The organism is Methylobacterium indicum (assembly GCF_017347565.1).
Classification (GTDB): Bacteria; Pseudomonadota; Alphaproteobacteria; order Rhizobiales; family Beijerinckiaceae; genus Methylobacterium; species Methylobacterium indicum.
Genome location: NZ_AP024145.1, coordinates 2,371,360 through 2,388,667, shown reverse-complemented (window position 1 = coordinate 2,388,667; position 17,308 = coordinate 2,371,360). Strand labels below are relative to the sequence as shown.

21 protein-coding genes are annotated in these 17,308 nt (G+C 71.4%); 7 read left to right on the top strand and 14 right to left on the bottom strand.

Features of this window, described 5'->3' with window-relative positions:
* Positions 1–18 precede the first annotated feature (18 nt).
* Entirely contained in the window at positions 19–456 is a 438-nt protein-coding gene (locus miv_RS11235; protein ID WP_207182803.1) for a hypothetical protein, read from the bottom strand.
* 368 nt (positions 457–824) lie between these two features.
* Here miv_RS11235 and miv_RS11230 point away from each other — a divergent pair, with 368 nt between their 5' ends.
* Complete coding sequence (locus miv_RS11230) at positions 825–1,070, top strand: hypothetical protein (protein ID WP_207182802.1); 246 nt, start codon at positions 825–827, stop codon at positions 1,068–1,070.
* Positions 1,071–1,281: 211 nt separating this feature from the next.
* Here the strand turns inward: miv_RS11230 and miv_RS11225 are convergent, their stop codons facing one another.
* Entirely contained in the window at positions 1,282–1,557 is a 276-nt protein-coding gene (locus tag miv_RS11225; protein WP_207182801.1) for a hypothetical protein, read from the bottom strand.
* A 253-nt stretch (positions 1,558–1,810) separates the two neighbouring features.
* Between miv_RS11225 and miv_RS11220 the strand changes: the two genes are divergently transcribed.
* On the top strand, positions 1,811–2,674 hold the full coding sequence (locus tag miv_RS11220) for a Dps family protein (RefSeq protein ID WP_207182799.1): 864 nt from the start codon (positions 1,811–1,813) through the stop codon (positions 2,672–2,674).
* A 139-nt stretch (positions 2,675–2,813) separates the two neighbouring features.
* Positions 2,814–3,509, top strand: a complete 696-nt coding sequence (locus miv_RS11215; RefSeq protein ID WP_207182798.1) for a VIT1/CCC1 transporter family protein — start codon at positions 2,814–2,816, stop codon at positions 3,507–3,509.
* Between the two features lie 133 nt (positions 3,510–3,642).
* Here the strand turns inward: miv_RS11215 and miv_RS11210 are convergent, their stop codons facing one another.
* The 7 genes from miv_RS11210 to dsbD form a co-directional block, all read right to left on the bottom strand.
* A complete protein-coding gene (locus miv_RS11210; RefSeq protein ID WP_207182797.1) occupies positions 3,643–4,029 on the bottom strand; it encodes a rhodanese-like domain-containing protein in 387 nt (128 codons plus the stop codon).
* Between the two features lie 88 nt (positions 4,030–4,117).
* A complete protein-coding gene (locus miv_RS11205; RefSeq protein ID WP_207182796.1) occupies positions 4,118–4,582 on the bottom strand; it encodes a YeeE/YedE family protein in 465 nt (154 codons plus the stop codon).
* Positions 4,583–4,585: 3 nt separating this feature from the next.
* Positions 4,586–5,008 (bottom strand): YeeE/YedE family protein, encoded by a 423-nt coding sequence (locus miv_RS11200; protein ID WP_207182794.1) that lies wholly within the window; start codon positions 5,006–5,008, stop codon positions 4,586–4,588.
* Positions 5,009–5,200: 192 nt separating this feature from the next.
* Positions 5,201–5,665 (bottom strand): DsrE family protein, encoded by a 465-nt coding sequence (locus miv_RS11195; protein ID WP_425312971.1) that lies wholly within the window; start codon positions 5,663–5,665, stop codon positions 5,201–5,203.
* On the bottom strand, positions 5,649–6,491 hold the full coding sequence (locus tag miv_RS11190; RefSeq protein ID WP_483310130.1) for a L,D-transpeptidase: 843 nt from the start codon (positions 6,489–6,491) through the stop codon (positions 5,649–5,651). Before miv_RS11190 ends, miv_RS11195 begins: the two co-directional genes overlap by 17 nt.
* Complete coding sequence (locus tag miv_RS11185; protein ID WP_207182792.1) at positions 6,488–7,135, bottom strand: DsbA family protein; 648 nt, start codon at positions 7,133–7,135, stop codon at positions 6,488–6,490. Before miv_RS11185 ends, miv_RS11190 begins: the two co-directional genes overlap by 4 nt.
* Before the next feature lie 38 nt (positions 7,136–7,173).
* Positions 7,174–8,934 (bottom strand): protein-disulfide reductase DsbD, encoded by a 1,761-nt coding sequence (dsbD, locus tag miv_RS11180; protein WP_207182790.1) that lies wholly within the window; start codon positions 8,932–8,934, stop codon positions 7,174–7,176.
* Positions 8,935–9,037: 103 nt separating this feature from the next.
* On the opposite strand from dsbD, the gene miv_RS11175 reads away from it, so the two are divergent.
* Together miv_RS11175 and miv_RS11170 are read left to right on the top strand one after the other, a co-directional pair.
* Positions 9,038–9,700: a response regulator gene (locus tag miv_RS11175; RefSeq protein ID WP_207182785.1), complete on the top strand. Its 663-nt coding sequence runs from the start codon at positions 9,038–9,040 to the stop codon at positions 9,698–9,700.
* Positions 9,697–11,013, top strand: a complete 1,317-nt coding sequence (locus tag miv_RS11170; RefSeq protein WP_207182784.1) for an ATP-binding protein — start codon at positions 9,697–9,699, stop codon at positions 11,011–11,013. Before miv_RS11175 ends, miv_RS11170 begins: the two co-directional genes overlap by 4 nt.
* Positions 11,014–11,019: 6 nt before the next feature.
* Here miv_RS11170 and miv_RS11165 read toward each other — a convergent pair whose 3' ends face one another.
* From miv_RS11165 to miv_RS11150, 4 genes are all read right to left on the bottom strand, one after another.
* The gene (locus miv_RS11165; protein WP_200601462.1) at positions 11,020–11,343 is read right to left on the bottom strand and encodes an ArsR/SmtB family transcription factor; all 324 of its coding nucleotides are present in this window, start codon (positions 11,341–11,343) and stop codon (positions 11,020–11,022) included.
* A 203-nt stretch (positions 11,344–11,546) separates the two neighbouring features.
* Positions 11,547–11,720, bottom strand: a complete 174-nt coding sequence (locus miv_RS11160; RefSeq protein WP_207182783.1) for a DUF2474 family protein — start codon at positions 11,718–11,720, stop codon at positions 11,547–11,549.
* Complete coding sequence (cydB, locus tag miv_RS11155; protein ID WP_207182782.1) at positions 11,720–12,730, bottom strand: cytochrome d ubiquinol oxidase subunit II; 1,011 nt, start codon at positions 12,728–12,730, stop codon at positions 11,720–11,722. The genes miv_RS11160 and cydB overlap by 1 nt, the downstream gene beginning before the upstream one ends.
* 10 nt (positions 12,731–12,740) lie before the next feature.
* Entirely contained in the window at positions 12,741–14,165 is a 1,425-nt protein-coding gene (locus miv_RS11150) for a cytochrome ubiquinol oxidase subunit I (protein WP_207182781.1), read from the bottom strand.
* 222 nt (positions 14,166–14,387) lie between these two features.
* On the opposite strand from miv_RS11150, the gene miv_RS11145 reads away from it, so the two are divergent.
* Positions 14,388–15,044 (top strand): peroxiredoxin, encoded by a 657-nt coding sequence (locus miv_RS11145; RefSeq protein ID WP_060850593.1) that lies wholly within the window; start codon positions 14,388–14,390, stop codon positions 15,042–15,044.
* The gene (locus miv_RS11140) at positions 15,044–15,430 is read left to right on the top strand and encodes an ArsR/SmtB family transcription factor (protein WP_063920171.1); all 387 of its coding nucleotides are present in this window, start codon (positions 15,044–15,046) and stop codon (positions 15,428–15,430) included. The genes miv_RS11145 and miv_RS11140 overlap by 1 nt, the downstream gene beginning before the upstream one ends.
* An 85-nt stretch (positions 15,431–15,515) precedes the next feature.
* Here the strand turns inward: miv_RS11140 and miv_RS11135 are convergent, their stop codons facing one another.
* The gene (locus tag miv_RS11135) at positions 15,516–17,213 is read right to left on the bottom strand and encodes a bifunctional protein tyrosine phosphatase family protein/NAD(P)/FAD-dependent oxidoreductase (RefSeq protein WP_207182780.1); all 1,698 of its coding nucleotides are present in this window, start codon (positions 17,211–17,213) and stop codon (positions 15,516–15,518) included.
* Positions 17,214–17,308 lie beyond the last annotated feature (95 nt).

The window sequence follows — 17,308 nt, the reverse complement described above, 5'->3', positions numbered from 1 at the left end:
TCCGATGGACGAAGGGACTCAGTAGCCGCAGCTGCAGGCGGGCTGGCCGTAGCCGTACCCGTAGCCCACCGGGGCGTAGCGGTAGCCGTATCCGTAGCCGCCGTAATAGGCAGGCCTGGCTGCGGCCGCGGCGAGGCCGAGACCAAGGCCGGCCGCCAGCCCGAGGCCGCGATGGCCGCGACGGTACCCATAGCCGTAGCGTCCGTAGGGGCGCCCATAGCCGTACCGGGCCTGCGAGAGGCCGTAGCGGCGGTACCCGCCGAAGCGCCGGGTGTGGGGGCGCAAGCCGATCGAACGGTGCCCGCGGAAACCGTGGCGGAGCCCGCCGTGATGGCCGACGAAGCCGCCATGGTGGAAGCCGTGCCCATGGCTGCGCCCGAAGGGCCGGGCCTCGCTCGCTGACGAGAACAGCATCAGGCTCGATGCGGCCGCGAGGGCCAGTGCGAGACGTTTCATCGGTTTCAACTCCGTGATGGTGGTGGCTGACCCTTGCGGGCCACGACCGTGACGGGTTCGACGGGGTGGCCTGTGGCTTGGCCCGCGGGTGGCAGGGTTCTCTCGCGCCGGTCCCTGCAGCGACCGAGCTCGGTGCCTCGGTCTCCCCGCTCACCGAGTGATCTGTGGCGCCGGGGGTGGAGGCGCAGTCGGAGAAGACCGCAATCCTGTCGGGACAAACCTGACACGCCCCTGGACGCGCCTTCGCGGGCGGCTTGCGCCGACCGGGTTGGTTTACGAAAGCTTAGGCTCGAACCTCCGACCCTTGCTGCGCCAAGGCACGGTCGGCGGTTCCGGGTCCGCCTCAGCCACCGAGACGGGAAAGCGACATGAAGAAGGCCATCGTTCGGACGGCGCGGTTCGCTTGGGGCGGCTGGGCGGGGCCAGGCCCCGTGGCCGGAACGGCCGACGCATCGGTCCCCACCCTCCCGACGGACGGGTCGATCGAGGATTGGGCACGCCTCGGCGGCGGCCTGGCCTCGACCCATCCCGATCTTCTGTCCGGCCATGGCGGCACCGCCACGGATGAGTACGGCACCGGATATCCCGGTCATGTCGTGCCGCCATCACCCTGACGCCGGCTCGGTCTCGTCGGTCCTGCAGGCCCCGTCGACCTGTCGACGAGGGCGGCGCGGGCCGAGCGCGCTGCCGCATGCTCAAGGCCGCTGCTGCCCGCATCTGCCGGAATGTTCGCCGGGACCTCATCGGCGGAAGGTGTTGCATCCGAGGCGGAACGCTGCCGTCATGACTGGCACGACTTCCGGACGATGACGCCCGGCGCTTGTCTCAGGGGAAGAGAAACATCCCGCGATGCGAAGACGGAGTATTTCCGCTCCACTCCCAGTCGAGTTCCGAGCTGACATCGACGAGATATGACGCGATCCGTCGGAGCGCCCCGGGATCCCGGCCGGCGACCGTGAACCCGATCCCGGGGGAATGTCCCCCGTGGCGGCGCAGCACCGACTCCGCCATCAGCGCGACCTCACGCTCTGCCTGAGCCGTCAGGACGCGCAGGCCTGCCGGCGTAGCCAGCGTCACCTCGTAGTCGAAAGCAACCGTCACGGATCAATCTCGTCGGCGCAGCGGTCCGGGACTGCCCCGGATCGAAGGCCCGGTAACGGTCGAAGTCCGGATATCGATCCATTGTCGCCCACCGCGCTCAAACTACAGCCTAGCCCGACAAGACCCTGTGGCGGGCCGTTGAACCTTAAATTCCCTGTCATTCAGGAACGTCGGGTGGGCCTCGTTCGTCCTTTTCGACCGGGCAGGACCTTCGGCCTGCTTCATCCGGCATGATGCTCACCCAAGGTTCCCCATGACCCGCTCGATCCCGTCCCTTGCGTTCGGACTTTTGCTCGTCTCGACGGTCCTGTCGCCCGCGCTGGCCCGTGATGCCGCCCTCGCCCAGGCCACGGGGACCGCCCCCTCGGCCAGCCAGATCCTCGCCCGCGTTCAGGTCGCCCAGGCCGACCGGACCGCACCCGCGGCGGACCCACAGGCCTCGGGAGCGCGGACCGACGGCGTCCGCCAGTCCTCCCAGACCCAGGTCGGCAGCCGCCAGCCGACCGGCGCCTTCCCGACGAACGAGATCAGCCGTCAGCCGGTCATCGACCTCGGCGCCGGCGAGGACGGGATGAAGAAGGACGTCGCCGCCCTGCAGCAGACGCTCACCGAGCTGCAGCAACTCCAGCTCCAGACCAAACAGGCGCACTGGAACGCGTCCGGCACGCTGTACTACCCGCTGCACCTCCTTCTTCAGGAGCACTACGAGGGGCTATCGAAATATGCCGACACCATCGCGGAGCGGCTGCTCGCCGTCGGCGCCTCGGCGGACGGGCGGGCCAACACCATCGTGAGGACGTCGGGCGTCCCGGAAATCCCGGGCGGCTTCCTCGACGACGCCCAGATCCTCGCCTGGTTCACCAACGCCTACAAGCGCGTCGGGGAGGAGGTGAACGCCGCGATCAAGGCGACCGAAAAGGTCGACCCGACCACCTCCAACCTGCTCCAGGAAGTCGAGCACGGCATCGCAAAGTACCAGTGGCAGATGCGCGCTCAGCTCCAGCGCACCGGCACCGATCCGAATACCGGGTGGGACCTCAACGACAACAAGCCCGTCGACCTCCAGGGACAACCGGGCACGGGCCAGAGCCCGAACCCGGGGCAGAGCAAGCCGTGACGAAGCCCCCGGACCGTCGCGCCGCCGGCCCGTCCCTTCCGTTGGCCGTGGCCCTGCTTCATGCTGCCGTGACACGGATGCATCATGACACGCGGCGCGATGCGGTTTCCCGCGCCTGCCCCCGGAGATCCCGACCCCGATGCGCCCCGTCCACGCCGAGAGGCACCTCATCGACCGTATCGGCTGGCTGCGCGCCGCCGTGCTCGGGGCCAATGACGGTCTCGTCTCGACCGCCAGCCTGATCGTGGGCGTCGCCGCCTCCGCGGCCGGGACCGGGGATGTCCTGGTCGCCGGCTGTGCCGGGCTCGTGGCCGGCGCGATGTCGATGGCGGCGGGAGAATACGTCTCGGTCAGTTCCCAGGCCGATACCGAGCAAGCCGACCTCGCTCGCGAGCGCCGGGAACTCGCCGACGATCCAGCGGCCGAGACGGAGGAACTGGCGCGGATCTACGTCGACCGCGGGCTCGACCACGCGTTGGCGGTGCAGGTCGCCGAGCAGCTCATGGCCAAGGATGCCCTCGGCGCCCATGCCCGCGATGAACTCGGCCTCTCGGATTTCACCACGGCCCGGCCGGTCCAGGCCGCCCTGACCTCGGCCGCCACCTTCTCGGCGGGGGCGGCGCTGCCGCTCCTCGTGGCGGTCGTCTCGCCGGCGAACCTCGCCGTCTACACCGTGTCGGGCGCCTCGCTCGTCTTCCTGGCCGTCCTCGGTGCCCTCGGTGCGCGCGCCGGCGGAGCGGCAGTGCCGAAGGCGACGGCGCGTGTCGCCTTCTGGGGTGCCCTCGCCATGGCGGTCACCGCCGGCATCGGGAGCTTGGTCGGCAAGGCCGTGTGAGGCGACGTGGCACGCAGTCGACGGGCTGTGTCGTCCAGCAAAGGACCGGTCCGATCTCGGTTGCGCTCATCGGAACCGGCACGCCGGGGATGTCCCGTCGGGAGGTAGGACGCGGGCGGGGCTTCGGCGGTCGTCAGGCCGGCTCGACCACCCCGCCGGCCTTCTCAAGCGCGGCGAAGCCCCCGGCGACGTGAGCAACCGGAGCAAGCCCCATCTCCTGGAGCGCCTTGGCGGCGAGCGCCGAGCGATTGCCCGAGGCGCAGTAGAGGATCAGGCTCCGGCCGCCCCCGAGCTCGGCCTTGTGGGTCGGGCTCGCCGGGTCGGCCTGGAATTCTAGCACGCCGCGCGGCACGTGGACCGCGCCGGCGATCCGGCCGGTCTTGGCCAGTTCCTCGCTCTCGCGCACGTCGATGAGCACCGTATCCGTCCGGGCGAGGCGGGCCAGCGCCTCCTCGGCCGACAGGGTCGTCACCTCGCGGCTGGCCTCGGCCACCAGGTCCTTGGCGCTCTTCGTCGTCATGCTCGCCTCCATCGCTCGCCCCATGCCGCGCCCTCGACGGCGTCGCGCGGGGTCTTCGGGTAACGCCGACCGTCCGCTTCGGGCCCGGTCACGCGCCTCGCGCCTCAGGACGGACGCCGCCACGGCCGGCGTCTCGATCGGTTGCGGGTTCGGGCACGAGGCGGACCAGCAGCATGCCGGCGACCATGGCGGCCACGAAGGTCGCGGCCTGGTCCGGCGCCACCGTCAGGAGGGTGAGGGCCGGCCCCGGGCACAGGCCGGCGAGGCCCCAGCCGAGGCCGAAGATTGCGGCGCCGGCGACCAGGGGCAGGTCGAGGTCGCGCCGGGTCGGGATCTCCAGCCTGGGCGCGAGGAGCGGCCGGCTGCGCCGCCGCGCCGCCAGGGTGCCCAGGGCCGAGACCGCGACGGCTCCCGCCATCACGAAGGCGAGGCTCGGGTCCCAGTGGCCGGCGAGGTCGAGGAAACCGAGGACCTTGGCCGGGTCGCTCATCCCGGAGACGAGGAGGCCGAGGCCGAACAGGAGGCCGGCGGCGAAGGCGGAGACGGTTCTCACGGCTCAGGCTCCGATCAGGTGACAGGTGACGAGGACGGTGAGGATGGCCACAGTCATGAAGGTGACGGTCGCGGCCATCGAGCGGGGCGACAGGCGGCCGAGGCCGCAGACGCCGTGGCCGCTGGTGCAGCCGGAGCCGAGGCGCGAACCGAACCCGACCAGCAGGCCCGCCACCGCCAGGAGGGGGAGCGAGGCGCCGACCGTCACGGCAGGCAGGCGCGCGACGAGGCCGTAGGCCAGCGGCGCCAGGACGAGACCCGCGAGGAAGGCGACCCGCCAGCCGGTCTCGCGCGAGGGCGCGGCCAGAAGCCCGCCGAGGATGCCGCTGATGCCGGCGATGCGCCCGTTGAGAATGAGGAACAGGGCGGCGGAGGTGCCGATCATGGCGCCGCCGATGAGGGCGCTGACAGGCGTGAAGCCATCCATCGTGGTCGCTCCCGAGCGTCGGTCCGGGCGATGCCCGGATGCTTCGCGGAGGACGCCGTCCCCCGCGAAGTCATAACATTAGGCGATACTCAATTAGCATATCCTAATGCTTTGGCAAGAGCGGCTGCGGCTCTCCGGCCTGGAAGGCGTGCGCCGGTGCGCGAGCGGCGCTCATCCACCCTCGGTGCCGGATCAAGGGTGGATGTAGGAGAAGCCCATGCCCTGCAGGCGCGCCAGTTCGGCGACGCCGCTCGGCACCACGTCGTCCTCGGTCACGCCGTAGAGCGTCCCGCGGTCGATCCTGCGCTCCCGCAGGGTGTTGGCGCAGACCAGGAACCGGACGCCCATCGCCTTGAGGGCGTCGATCCGCCCGGCGAGGTCTTTGTCGGTCGCGGCCGCCTGGAACAGCGCGACCCCGTCGCCGTGGCTCACCACGCGGATCTCGACATGCGTCCGGCCGACGGCCTCGACGTGGTTGCGCAGGTTGCCGAGCAGGCGCCGGACATAGGCGGGGCCGTCGGGGCCGCCGTCGTTGTGGTAGACGACCTTCTGGTCGGCGTAGTACCCGGCGGGCGCCTCCGAGCCGGCCTGGACCGGCCCCGCGCCCAGGGCTGCGAGGACGATCGCGAGCACCAGCCCCTTAAAGACCTTCATCATTCGCCACTCCCTCTGGTATCGGCGCTTCCGTGGCCTCGCGCGACAGGCCGTCGAGCCCGGCATGATCGAGACCGTCATCCGGTTGCAGCCCGGCGGGCACGCCCCGCCCGAGGCTGCCGGTCGTCACCGGCCCGGCCGGCCGCGCCGCATGGGCGGTGCCCCGCGATCCCAGCACCACGACCCTGGTGCCGGTGGGCACGCGGCGATGCAGGTCGATGACGTCTTGGTTCAGCATGCGGATGCATCCCGAGGAGACCGCCTCGCCAATGCTCCACGGCTCCGTCGTGCCGTGGATGCGGTAGAGCGTGTCCTTGCCGTCTTTGAACAGGTAGAGCGCCCGCGCGCCGAGCGGGTTCCTCGCCCCGCCCGGCATGCCGCCGGCCCAGCGCCCGTTCCGCTCCGGGTCGCGCCGGAGCATGTCGGGGGTCGGCGTCCAGCGCGGCCACGACGCCTTGCGGGCGACCGTGGCCTCGCCGGTGAACTCGAAGCCGGCCTTGCCGACGCCGACCCCGTAGCGCATCGCCTTGCCGCCCTCCATCACGAGGTAGAGGAAGCGCCGCTGGGGGTCGACCACCAGGGTGCCGGGCGGCTCCCGCGTCGGGTACGCGACGACCTGGCGGACGTTGCGGGCCTTGAGGTCGTGCGGGTCGACCGCCTCGACGGGAAAGGGCTCGTCGGTGATCGCCGCGTAGCGGCGCGACACGTCAGGGGGCACCTGCGGCCGGGCCTCCGCGACCGGGCCTTGTGCCCCCATCGAGGTGGTGCAGGCGCCGAGCATGGCGGCGAGCGCGACCGGCGCCGGGAGACGGAGGAGCCGCCGCCTCACGAACGGCCTCCGTTGGGGGCCTTGGCGCGGGCCTGGGCGGCCGCCTGCCGGAAGCCGTCGTAGTCGAGGGCCGCCGCGACTTTCAGCTGGCCGATCAGGAAGACCGGCGTCCCCTGCAGGCCCAGCGCATCGGCCTGGTCGAGGTTGCGCTGGAGCAGGGCCGCGATCTCGGCCCGATGCGCCGTCGCGTCCTCGTCCAGGCGGGCCATGTCGATGCCCGCGGCGGCCACCGCGTCCCGCATCCGCTCCTTGGGGATCTTGCGGCCCGGAATGGCCATGAGGGCGCGGTGCACGATGTCGTAGCGGTCCTGGTAGCGCGCCGCGAGGGCGAGCTGGGCGCCGTAGACCGAGGCGTCGCCGAGGATCGGCCAGTCCTTGTGGACGAGGCGGATGCGCCCGTCCGTCTTCACCAAGCGGAGTAGGTCGGGCTCGGCCTTCTTGCAGAACGGGCAGTTGTAATCGAGGAAGGCGACGATGGTCAGGTCGCCCTTCGGGTTGCCGGAGACCGGCGCCTCGGGGTCGTTGAGGATCGCGTTCGTGTCGATCCCTTGGGCGAAGGCCACCTCGGTCCGCAGACCGGGCGAGAGCAGGGCGGGCGCGAGCGTGGCGGCGGGCAGAAGGGCGAGCAGGGTCCTGCGGTCCATGACAATCTCCATGGCTGGTGGTGGGTCGAAGGGGCGGATCAGGCGCCGACGAGGGCGAGGCGGCGCGTCAGGTCCTCGACCGTGAGCTCGCCCTCGGTGCGGGCTTCGCGGACCTCGCCGCCGTCGGGGCGCAGCAGGATCAGGGTCGGCGGTCCGACGACCGCGAAACGCTGCATCAGGGCGCGGGCGTCGGTGTCGTCCCGCGTGACGTCGGCCCGGATGACCGAGACGGATCGCAGCCGCTCGCGGATGCCTGCATCGGCCATGACGGTCCGCTCGTTCGTCCGGCAGACCGTGCACCACGCGGCGGCGAATTCGACGAGCGCCGGCTTGCCCTCGGCCCGCGCCGCCGCGAGGGCCGCCTCGAGCGCCGGGACGGAGGTGATCGTCCGGGCCTCCGCGACGCGAACCTCCTGCCCTTGGCCGAGGCCGGCGAGCGGCCGCAGCGGGTCTGTCCCGCCCGAAGCGGCGCCGACGAGGAGGGCGCAGCCATAGGTCACCGCGACGATGCCGGCGGTCTTCGCGAGACGGGACGCGACCCCGACCCCGATCGGGTCGAAGGCGCCGACGAACACGCCGGTGCCGACCGCCAGCAGGCCCCAGAGCGCGAGCGTCGCCTCGGGCGGTGCGAGGCGGGACACCATGGTAACCGCCAGGCCGAGGAAGACGACGCCGAAGGCCTGCTTGGCGGCGACGAGCCAGGGGCCGGAGCGCGGCAGTATCCCCGCCCCGAACGTGCCGACCAGGATCAGCGGCAGGCCCATGCCGAGGCCGAGCGCGAACAGGGCGGCGGCGCCGCGGGCCACGTCCCCGGTCCGGGCGACGTACAGGAGGGCCGCGGCGAGCGGCGGGGTCACGCAGGGGCCGACGATCAGCGCGGAGGTGAAACCCAGGATTGCGGCACCGCCGAGCGCACCGAACCGGCGTCCGCTCAGGCGGGACAGGCGGGCGGCGACGCCCGAAGGCAGCGCGAGGTCGAACGCGCCGAACATCGACAGGGCCAGCGCGGCGAAGGCCGCGGCGAGCAGCCCGAGGGCCGCGGGCGTCTGGAGCGCGACCTGAAGGTTGCGTCCGGACCAGGACGCCGCCACGCCGAGCGTCCCGTAGGCCAGCGCCATCGCGAGCACGTAGGTGCCGGACAGGACGAAGCCGCGCCCGGCCGAGAGACGCTCCCCGGAGCGGGCCAGCATGCCGGCCAGCACCGGCACCATCGGCAGCACGCACGGGGTGAAGGCCAGGAGCAGGCCGAGCCCGAGGAAGGTCGCGAGGACCCCCGCGAGCGGGCCCGCGAGCCATCCGCTCCCCGCCCCGGGGGGCTCCGCCGGCGCGGGCGCATCGGCAGGGGGAACCGCCGTCACGGCCGCGCTCTCCGGGCCGGGCGCGGGCACCGCGACGACCCGGGTGACCGGCGGGTAGCAGATGCCCTTCTCGGCGCAGCCCTGGTAGGTGACGCGCAGGCCCGCTACCCCGGCGAGTGACGCGGCCGGCACGACGGCTTCGGCCGTGCCGTGGTAGATCTCGGTCGGCCCGAAATTCGGGTCGTCCTTGGTCTCGCCGGGCGTCGTGCGCAGGGGAAGCTCGCGTCCGTCGGCATCGGCGGCGGCGAGCTTGTCGCGGTAGAGGTAGGTGCCGGGGGCGATGGTCCAGCGCAGGCGCAGCGACAGGTCGGCGTCGCGGGTCGCCGCGAGGGTGAACGGCATCGGCCGTGCGGCCGGCTCGCCGCACTGCCCCGGCGACCACAAGGCGGATCCTGCCCAGAGCAGGGCGGCGAGGACGAGGTGGGCGAGAATGGTCGGCATCGGCGGGGCCCGGGTTCGGATCGGCCCGCCGCAGGTCGAAAACGCACCTTAAGCCAGGCTTAAGGTCAGGCCGGAGGATGCGGGGCGGGACGGAGGGACACGCATGCGCATCCTCGTCGTCGAGGACGACACCATTCTGGCGGACGGGCTCCGGGCGGGCCTGAGCCTCGGCGGGGCGACCGTCGATTGCGTCGCGACCTGTGCCGATGCCGAGGCGGCGCTCGCCACGAGCACCTTTTCGGCGGTCGTCCTCGACCTGATGCTGCCCGACGGCTCCGGCCTCGGCGTGCTGCGCGGCCTGCGGCGTCGGGCGGACCGGACGCCCGTCGTCCTGCTGACCGCCCGCGACGCGGTGGCCGACCGGATCGCCGGGCTCGATGGCGGCGCCGACGACTACCTCGGCAAGCCCTTCGACCTCGACGAACTCTCGGCCCGCATCCGCGCCGTCGTCCGGCGGGCTTCGGGGCGGGCGGCGGGTATCCTGGAGCATGGCGGCATCCGGCTCGATCCCGGCAGCCTTGCCGTCACCGTCCACGGGACGCCCGTCATCATCTCCCGGCGCGAGGTCATGGTGCTGGCGGCCCTGATGGAGCGCCCCGACGTGCTGCGCTCGAAGGCGGAGCTGGAAGAGCGCCTCTACGGCTGGCAGGAGGAGGTCGCGAGCAATGCGGTCGAGGTCCACGTGCACAACCTGCGCGCCAAGATCGGCCGGCACGCCATCGAGACGGTGCGCGGCCTCGGCTATCGCATGAGGGCCCTGGCATGAGGTCGCTTCGCGTCAGGCTGTTCACCATCCTGCTCCTCGCCACCGGCCTGATCTGGCTCAGCGCGGTCGCCTGGATCTATCTCGGCTCGAAGCGCGAGGTGGAGCAGGTCCTCGACAACCGCCTGCAGGAAGCGGCCCGCATGGTCGGCTCCCTGGTCGGCGCGATCGGCGGCACGGGTCCCGGCGAGGCGCCCGGCGCCATCCCGGCGCCGATGTCGTACGAGCGGCAGCTCTCCTGCCAGATCTGGTCCCTCGACGGCCGGATGGTCGCACGGTCGAGCGGAGCCCCCGAGCGGCGCCTGACCGACGCCCCGGCCGGCTTCTCGCAGCGCGAGGTCGACGGCGAGGCCTGGCGGGTCTTCACGCTGGAGGATGCCGGCAAGGGCGTGCGCGTGATGGTCGGCGACCGGCTCGGCCTGCGCGAGCGCCTCGTCACCGACCTCATCATGGGCCTCGTTGCTCCCACGCTCCTGGTGGTGCCGCTGCTCGGGATGCTGATCTGGGCGAGCCTCGGGCGGGGTCTGCGCCCGTTGCGGCGGATGGCGCGCGACCTCGCGGGACGCGACGCCGACGACATGAGCGCCATCGACGCCGGACGCGCCCCCGCGGAGGTGCGTCCCCTGGCCGACGCCCTCAACGGACTCTTCCTCAAGGTCGAAGCGGCCCGCCGGCACGAACGGGAGGTGACGGCGTTCGCCGCGCACGAGCTGCGCACCCCGCTCGCCGGCCTCAAGCTCCAGGCCCAGGTCGCCATGGCCGCCACCGACCCGGACGTGGCGAAGGCGGCCTTGCGCCAGATCCTGGCGGCCGTCGACCGGACCACCCGCCTCGTCCGCCAGCTGCTCGACGCCGCCCGGCTCGATGCTGCGGGAGAAACGCCGCCCCTCGCGGAGGTCGATGTCGGCGCGCTGGTGGCCGAGACCGTGGACGGCATGCGGACGCCGACCGGCGTGCGAACCCAGATCGATCCTGGGCTTCGCGGCTACAGGCTGCTGGCCGACCCGGAGGGCTTGCGTCTCGCCGTCCGGAACCTGCACGAGAACGCCGTGCAGCACATGCAGACCGGCACGGTGGCCTGGAGCGTGCGGCCGGATGGCGGGGGCATCGTCGTTCGCGACGAGGGACCGGGCATTCCCGAGGACGAGCTGCCCCACGTCACGACACGGTTCTTCCGGGGGCGCCACAAGAGCGCGACGGGAAGCGGCCTCGGCCTTGCCATCGCCGAGATGGCGTCCCGCCGGAGCGGCCTGAGCCTTCGGCTGCGCAACCGGACGGATCGTCCCGGCATCGAGGCGGAGATCGCCCGGGGCTGAAGCCGATCAATCGAGATCCGGGCAGAAGATGTCCTTGAGGGTCGCCAGCACGCGCGCAGCCCGGGGGTCTTCGAGCCGGTAGTAGATCGACTGGCTCTCGCGCCGGAACGCGACGAGCCCGTCCTCGCGCAGCTTGGCGAGATGCTGCGACAGGGCCGACTGGCTGAGCTCGACTTCCCCGGCGAGGCTGGTCACGTCCATCTCGCCGCGGGCGACCAGCAGGCACAGGATCAGCAAGCGCTTCTCGTTGGCGAGCAGGCGGAGCAGGCGGGCTGCATCGGCGGCCTTGTCCTGGAACCGTGTCAGGTCGGTCGGTGTCGGCGCGTCCATCGGCTCCTGTCCCGGACTGTCGGATTCCGGTTTTTTAGCTTCCCCTAATATAGCGCCGTGGGACGTATCTGTCTCCCTCCCGACCGCGCCGAGGCCACGAGCGTCGCCGGAATGCCCCGGTCCCCTGCAGCCGCCCGTTCCGCGATTTGAGGCGACTGGACCGACGGGTGAGGCCGCCGTCAAGTCTCCCGATGTTCGAGACGTCAGGCAGAGCGAAGCAGCCAGCGGAGCGGCAAGGCGATCGCCGTCAGGCTGGCGACGCCGAGCGACCAGAGCAGGAGAAACCATCCGAGCCGGCGCAGGCCCGGGGCCCCCTGCGGGAGGCGGCCGGTGCGGTCCCGGGCGCCTCCCGTCGTGGTGTCGGGGTCGGCGCGCATCAATGGTACCCCGCTCCGGCCGTCACCTTGCCGCGGAACAGCCAGTAGACGTAGGCCGTGTAAGCCAGCACCAGCGGCACCAGCACCGCTGCCCCGTAGAGCAGGAAGGCCTGCGACTTCGGATGGGTCGCCGCCTGCCAGATCGTGATGTCCGGCGGCACGATGTACGGCCACATGCTGATCCCGAGCCCGACATAGGACAGCAGGAAGATCCCGAGCGCGCAGAGGAACGGCATGACCTCCTCCCGCCGCTCCAGGGCTACGGCGAAGCGCCAGGCCAGGAGGCCGACGAGCACCGGCACCGGGGCGCCGACCGCCATGCCCGGCAGGCCGAGCCAGCGCTCGCGGAACGGCGCACTCACCGCGAGCATGGTCGCCGAGACCACCGCGATGGCGACGAGGGTGGCGAGCCCGAGGGGCCGGGCGAGCGCGTAGGCGCGCCGCTGCAGGTCGCCTTCGGTCTTCCAGATGAGCCAGCAGGCGCCGAGAAGGCCATAGCCGACGACGAGGGCGAACCCGGTCAGGAGCGAGAACGGCGTCAGCCAGTCCCACCAGCCGCCCGCATAGGCGCGGCCCTCGACCCGGATCCCCTGCACGAAGGCGCCGAGCGCGATGCCCTGGCAGAACGCCGCGACGTAGCTGCCCCAGGAGAAGGCCCGGTCCCAGGCGCGCTGCCCGCGCGGCGTGACGACCCGGAACCGCATCTCGAAGGCGACGCCGCGGAACACGAGGGCCAGCAGCATCAGGATCAGCGGCATGTAGAGGGCCGGCAGGATGGTGACGTAGGCGAGCGGGAAGGCCGCGAACAGCCCGCCGCCGCCGAGCACCAGCCAGGTCTCGTTCCCGTCCCAGACCGGGGCGACCGAGTTCACCATCACGTCCCGGTCGACCTTGTGGGGCAGCGCCGGGAACAGGATACCGATGCCGAGGTCGAACCCGTCCATCGCCACGTAGAGGAACACCGCCGTCGCGATCAGGACGGCCCAGATCAGGGTGAGGTCGACGCTCATCGGATCCTCCTCATTCGGCCGGCATCGGACGGGGATCGGCGGCGAGCGCCGGGGCGGGGGTGATGCCGGCGGTCCGCACCGGCTGGCCGACCGGCGGTCCCGGCTCGTGCGGGCGCGGCGCCTGGTTGAAGAGGTGCATCAGGTACCAGATGCCGGCCCCGAACACCGCGAAGTAGACGACCGCGAAGGCGGCGAGCGAGGTCGCCACCGCGGGCGCGGCGACCGGAGACAGGCTGTCGGCGGTCCGCAGCAGGCCGTAGACCGTGAAGGGCTGGCGGCCGGCCTCCGTCACCACCCAGCCGGCGGTGACCGCGACGAGCCCCGAGGGCCCCATCGCCACCGCGAAGCGGTGCAGCCAGGGCGTCTCGTAGAGCCGGTCCTTCCAGCGCAGGTAGAGCGACCACAGGCCGAGGCCGATCATCAGGAGGCCGAGGCCGACCATGACCCGGAAGGCCCAGAACACCAGCGGCAGGTTGGTCGGCCAGGTGTCGCGCGGCAAAGCCTTGAGGCCCGTCACCTCGGCATCGAGGTCGTGGGCGAGGTAGAGGCTGGCGAGACCGGGGATCCCGATCTGCCACCTGGTCGATCCACTCTCGGCATCGGGCCAGCCGAAGAGGATCGAGGGGGCCCGGCGCTCGCTCTCGAAATGCCCCTCCATCGCCGCCACCTTGGCCGGCTGATGGTGATAGGTATTGCCGCCATGCAGGTCGCCGAGGACGAGCTGTACTGGGGCGACGAAAGCCGCCATCCACATCGCCATCGAGAACATCAGCCGGGCGCGGGGATTGAAGCGGTCGCGCAGTAGGTGCCAGGCGCCGACCGCGCCGACGATCATCGCGGTCGTCAGGTAGGCGGCGGTGACGGTATGGGCGAAGCGGTAGGGGAAGGACGGGTTGAAGATCACCGCCCACCAGCTCTCGGGCACGAAGCGGCCATCGGCGTCGAGGACGTGGCCGGCCGGGGTCTGCATCCAGGAATTGGCGGACAGGATCCAGAAGGCCGAGAGCAGCGTGCCGCCGGCCACGAGCGCGGTAGCGAGGAAGTGCAGGCGCCGCCCCACCCGCTCGAGCCCGAACAGCATCACCCCGAGGAAGCCGGCTTCGAGGAAGAAGGCGGTGAGCACCTCGTAGCCGAGGAGCGGGCCCAGCACCGGCGCGGTCTTGTCCGAGAAGACCGACCAGTTGGTGCCGAACTGGTAGCTCATCACCAGCCCCGAGACGACGCCCATGGCGAAGGCGACGGCGAAGATCTTGAGCCAGTAGCGGTAGATGTCGAGGTAGACGTCCCGGCCGGTGGCGAGCCAGAACGCCTCCAGCACGGCGAGGTAGCTCGCCAGCCCGATGGTGAAGGCCGGGAACAGGAAGTGCCAGACGACTGTGAAGGCGAACTGGCTGCGGGCGAGGTCGAGTGCGCTCGGGAGATGGTCGGCCAGCATGGGATCGATCCGAGGGGACAAGCCGGGAGAAGGGGCCGGATCCGAAGGTGGGCCGGCCCTTTGCGAGGCGACGCGACCTTCCTCGACCCTCGCCGCACCCCTGTCAATCCACGTTTCGCGGCGTAATCTGTTACAAAATATGAAACCACATATTGACGTTCCAACCGCTCGGCGGCAGTTGGTCGTTCAGCGCCCTAACCATGCCCGTCGGAGCCTCGCTTCATGACCGCCGAAACCGACGCTCCTCCCCTTCCGCCGCCATCCTGCCCGCCGATCATCGGGGACGTCGCGCCGAATTTCCGGGCCCGCACCACCTTGGGCCCTCGCACCCTCGCGTCCTACCGGGGCCGCTGGCTGGTGTTCTTCTCGCACCCGGCCGATTTCACCCCGGTCTGCACCAGCGAGTTCGTCGCCTTCGCCGAGGCCCATGCGGCGTTCCAGGCGCTCGATTGCGAACTCCTGGCCCTCTCCGTCGACAGCCTGTCCTCGCATCTCGCCTGGGTCCACAGCATCGCGCAGCGTTTCGGCGTCGCGATCCCGTTTCCCATCGTCGAGGACCCGACGATGGGCATCGCCCGAGCCTACGGGATGCTGCCTTCGGGTGCGACCTCCAGCGCCACGGTGCGGACGACCTTCGTCATCGATCCGGACGGCATCGTGCGCGCCCTCGTCGCCTATCCGCTCAGCGTCGGGCGCAGCGTCGCCGAACTCCTGCGCCTGGTGAAGGCGCTCCAGACCTGCGATGCGGCGGAGGTCTCGACGCCGGAGGGGTGGCAGCCCGGCGAACCGGTCCTGGCCAATCCGCCGGTCACCGCCGACGGCCTCGCGGAGGCCGGAGCGAACGGAACCGATTGGTATTATCGACTGGGCAGCGTCTGATGGGGCCCGGCACCGACGAGGCGAACGCCGCCCGGATCGCGGACCTACTCAAGGTGGCGGCCAATCCCAACCGGCTGCGCATCCTGTATCTGCTCGCCGAAGGCGAATGCGCGGTCTCGGAGGTCGAGCAGCGGCTCGGCATCCGCCAGCCGACCCTGTCGCAGCAGCTCGGCGAGTTGCGAAACGCCGAGGTCGTGGCCACCCGGCGCGAGCACAAGGTCGTCTTCTACAGCCTGAGCGATCCGCGGATGCGCGCCCTGCTGGAGGCGCTCGACGACATCCTGATCGCCGAGCGCCCACGGCGGGCCCCGTCCCGTTCTCCGGACGCGCGGCTGCGCGCCCTCGGGCAGGCCGCCCAATTCGCGAAGGTCGGCGACGAGCCCTGAGCACCGGCCCCTCGCCGGAGGCCGCAACCGCCCCGACGACCGGGCTAGGGCCTGCGGGAAGCGGCCCCAGCTTTCCGGGGGGGGCTCAGGCCGCCCGCCTGCCGGCTCCCTGCGGCCCGGGACGAGGCGTTGCCATCCACTCGCGGCCCTTCAGCATCGCCTTCCAGTAGATCGGCGGCAGCATTCGCTCCTTGAGGAGCCAGGCCATGTGGCTGGGCTTCGTCCCGTCGATGAGCCAGGCCGGAAAGCTCGGCAGCAGCTTGCCGCCATAGCCGAACTCGGCGAGCAGGATCTTGCCGCGCTCGACCGTCAACGGACACGAGCCGTAGCCGTCATAGGCGACCTCGTCTCCGCGCAGGTATCCCATGTCGAGGAGCAGGTTGTGGGCCAACACGGGAGCCTGCTTGCGGGCCGCCGCGGCGGTCTTGGCGTTCGGGGCATTGGTGACGTCGCCGAGCGCGTAGATCCCGGGATGGCGCGCGTGGCGCAGGCTCGCCGGATCGACCTCGACCCAGCCGCCGGCATCGACGAGCGGTGAGGCCCTCACGAAGTTCGGTGCCCGCTGCGGGGGAACGACGTGGATCATGTCGAAGTCGGTCTCGACCGTCTCGGTTCCGCCATCGCCGGTCGTGCGAGTGAACCAGGCGCGACGGCCCGGGCCATCGATCCGCGTCAGCCTGTGCTGGAAATGGAGCTGCGCGTCGTAGCGCGTGACATACTCCATCAACGGCGCGACGTAGTCCTTGACGCCGAACAGGACCGCGCCCGCATTGTAGAACGCAATGTCGATGTCCTTGAGCCGTCTCTGGCGCAGCCAGTGATCGGCGGACAGATACATCGCCTTCTGCGGCGCGCCCGCGCATTTGATCGGCATCGGCGGCTGCGTGAACACGGCGCGGCCGGTGCGCAGGTTCTGCACCAGATCCCAGGTATAGGGAGCAAGATCGTAGCGGTAGTTCGAGGTCACGCCGTTCCGCCCGAGCGTCTCGGGGAGGCCCTCGATGCCCGCCCAGTCGAGACTGAGGCCCGGCGCCACGACGAGGCGGTCGTAGCGGACCACCCGGCAGCCCTCCAGGACGACGGCCTTGCGCTCCGGCTCGAAAGCCGCCACGGCCGCCTTGATCCAGCGCACGCCCGCCGGGATCAGCGAGGCCATGGTCCTGGCCGTCTCGGCCGGCGAGAAGATGCCGCCGCCGACCATCGTCCAGCCCGGCTGGTAGTAATGCATGTCGGCGGGGTCGATCAGCGCGATGTCGAGGTCGGGCTTGCGCGCCTTGAGGCTCGCCGCCGCCGCGATGCCGCCGGCCCCGCCACCGACGACGACGACGCTGTGGAAGAGGTCGGCGGCGTCCCCGGGGGCCCGGCCGCCCGTGGCGACGCGCCGGACCGCTCCGGTCATGTCGTAGCCCGCCGCCTCGGCCGCCGAGAGGATGTCCGGCAGCGGCCGCCCGCGGGCCGCTTCGCTGAGCGACCACAGCGTCGTCGAGCGGGTGCCTGTCCGGCAATAGGCGAGAACGGGCCCGGGCAGGCCGGCCAGCAGCACGCCGAAGGCGGCCGCATCGCCGTCCGAGACCCGGCCCGACACGACCGGCAGATAGCGGGCCTCGATCCCAGCTGCGCGCGCCGCCGCCTCGATCTCTGGAAAACCCGGCTGGTCCGCTCCCTCCCCATCGGGCCGGTTGCAGATGACCGACCGGAACCCGGCCCGTGCCAGGGCCGCCAGGTCGGCGGGCCGGATCTGGCCGGCGACCGACAGGTCGGGGGCGAGACGCTTGACGTTCATCACCACGCTCCTTGGTATATAAATATATATTTTGATGTCGCATAATCATCAAAACGCATATTGACAACGCGGTCAAGCGGCGCGATGTGTCTGCC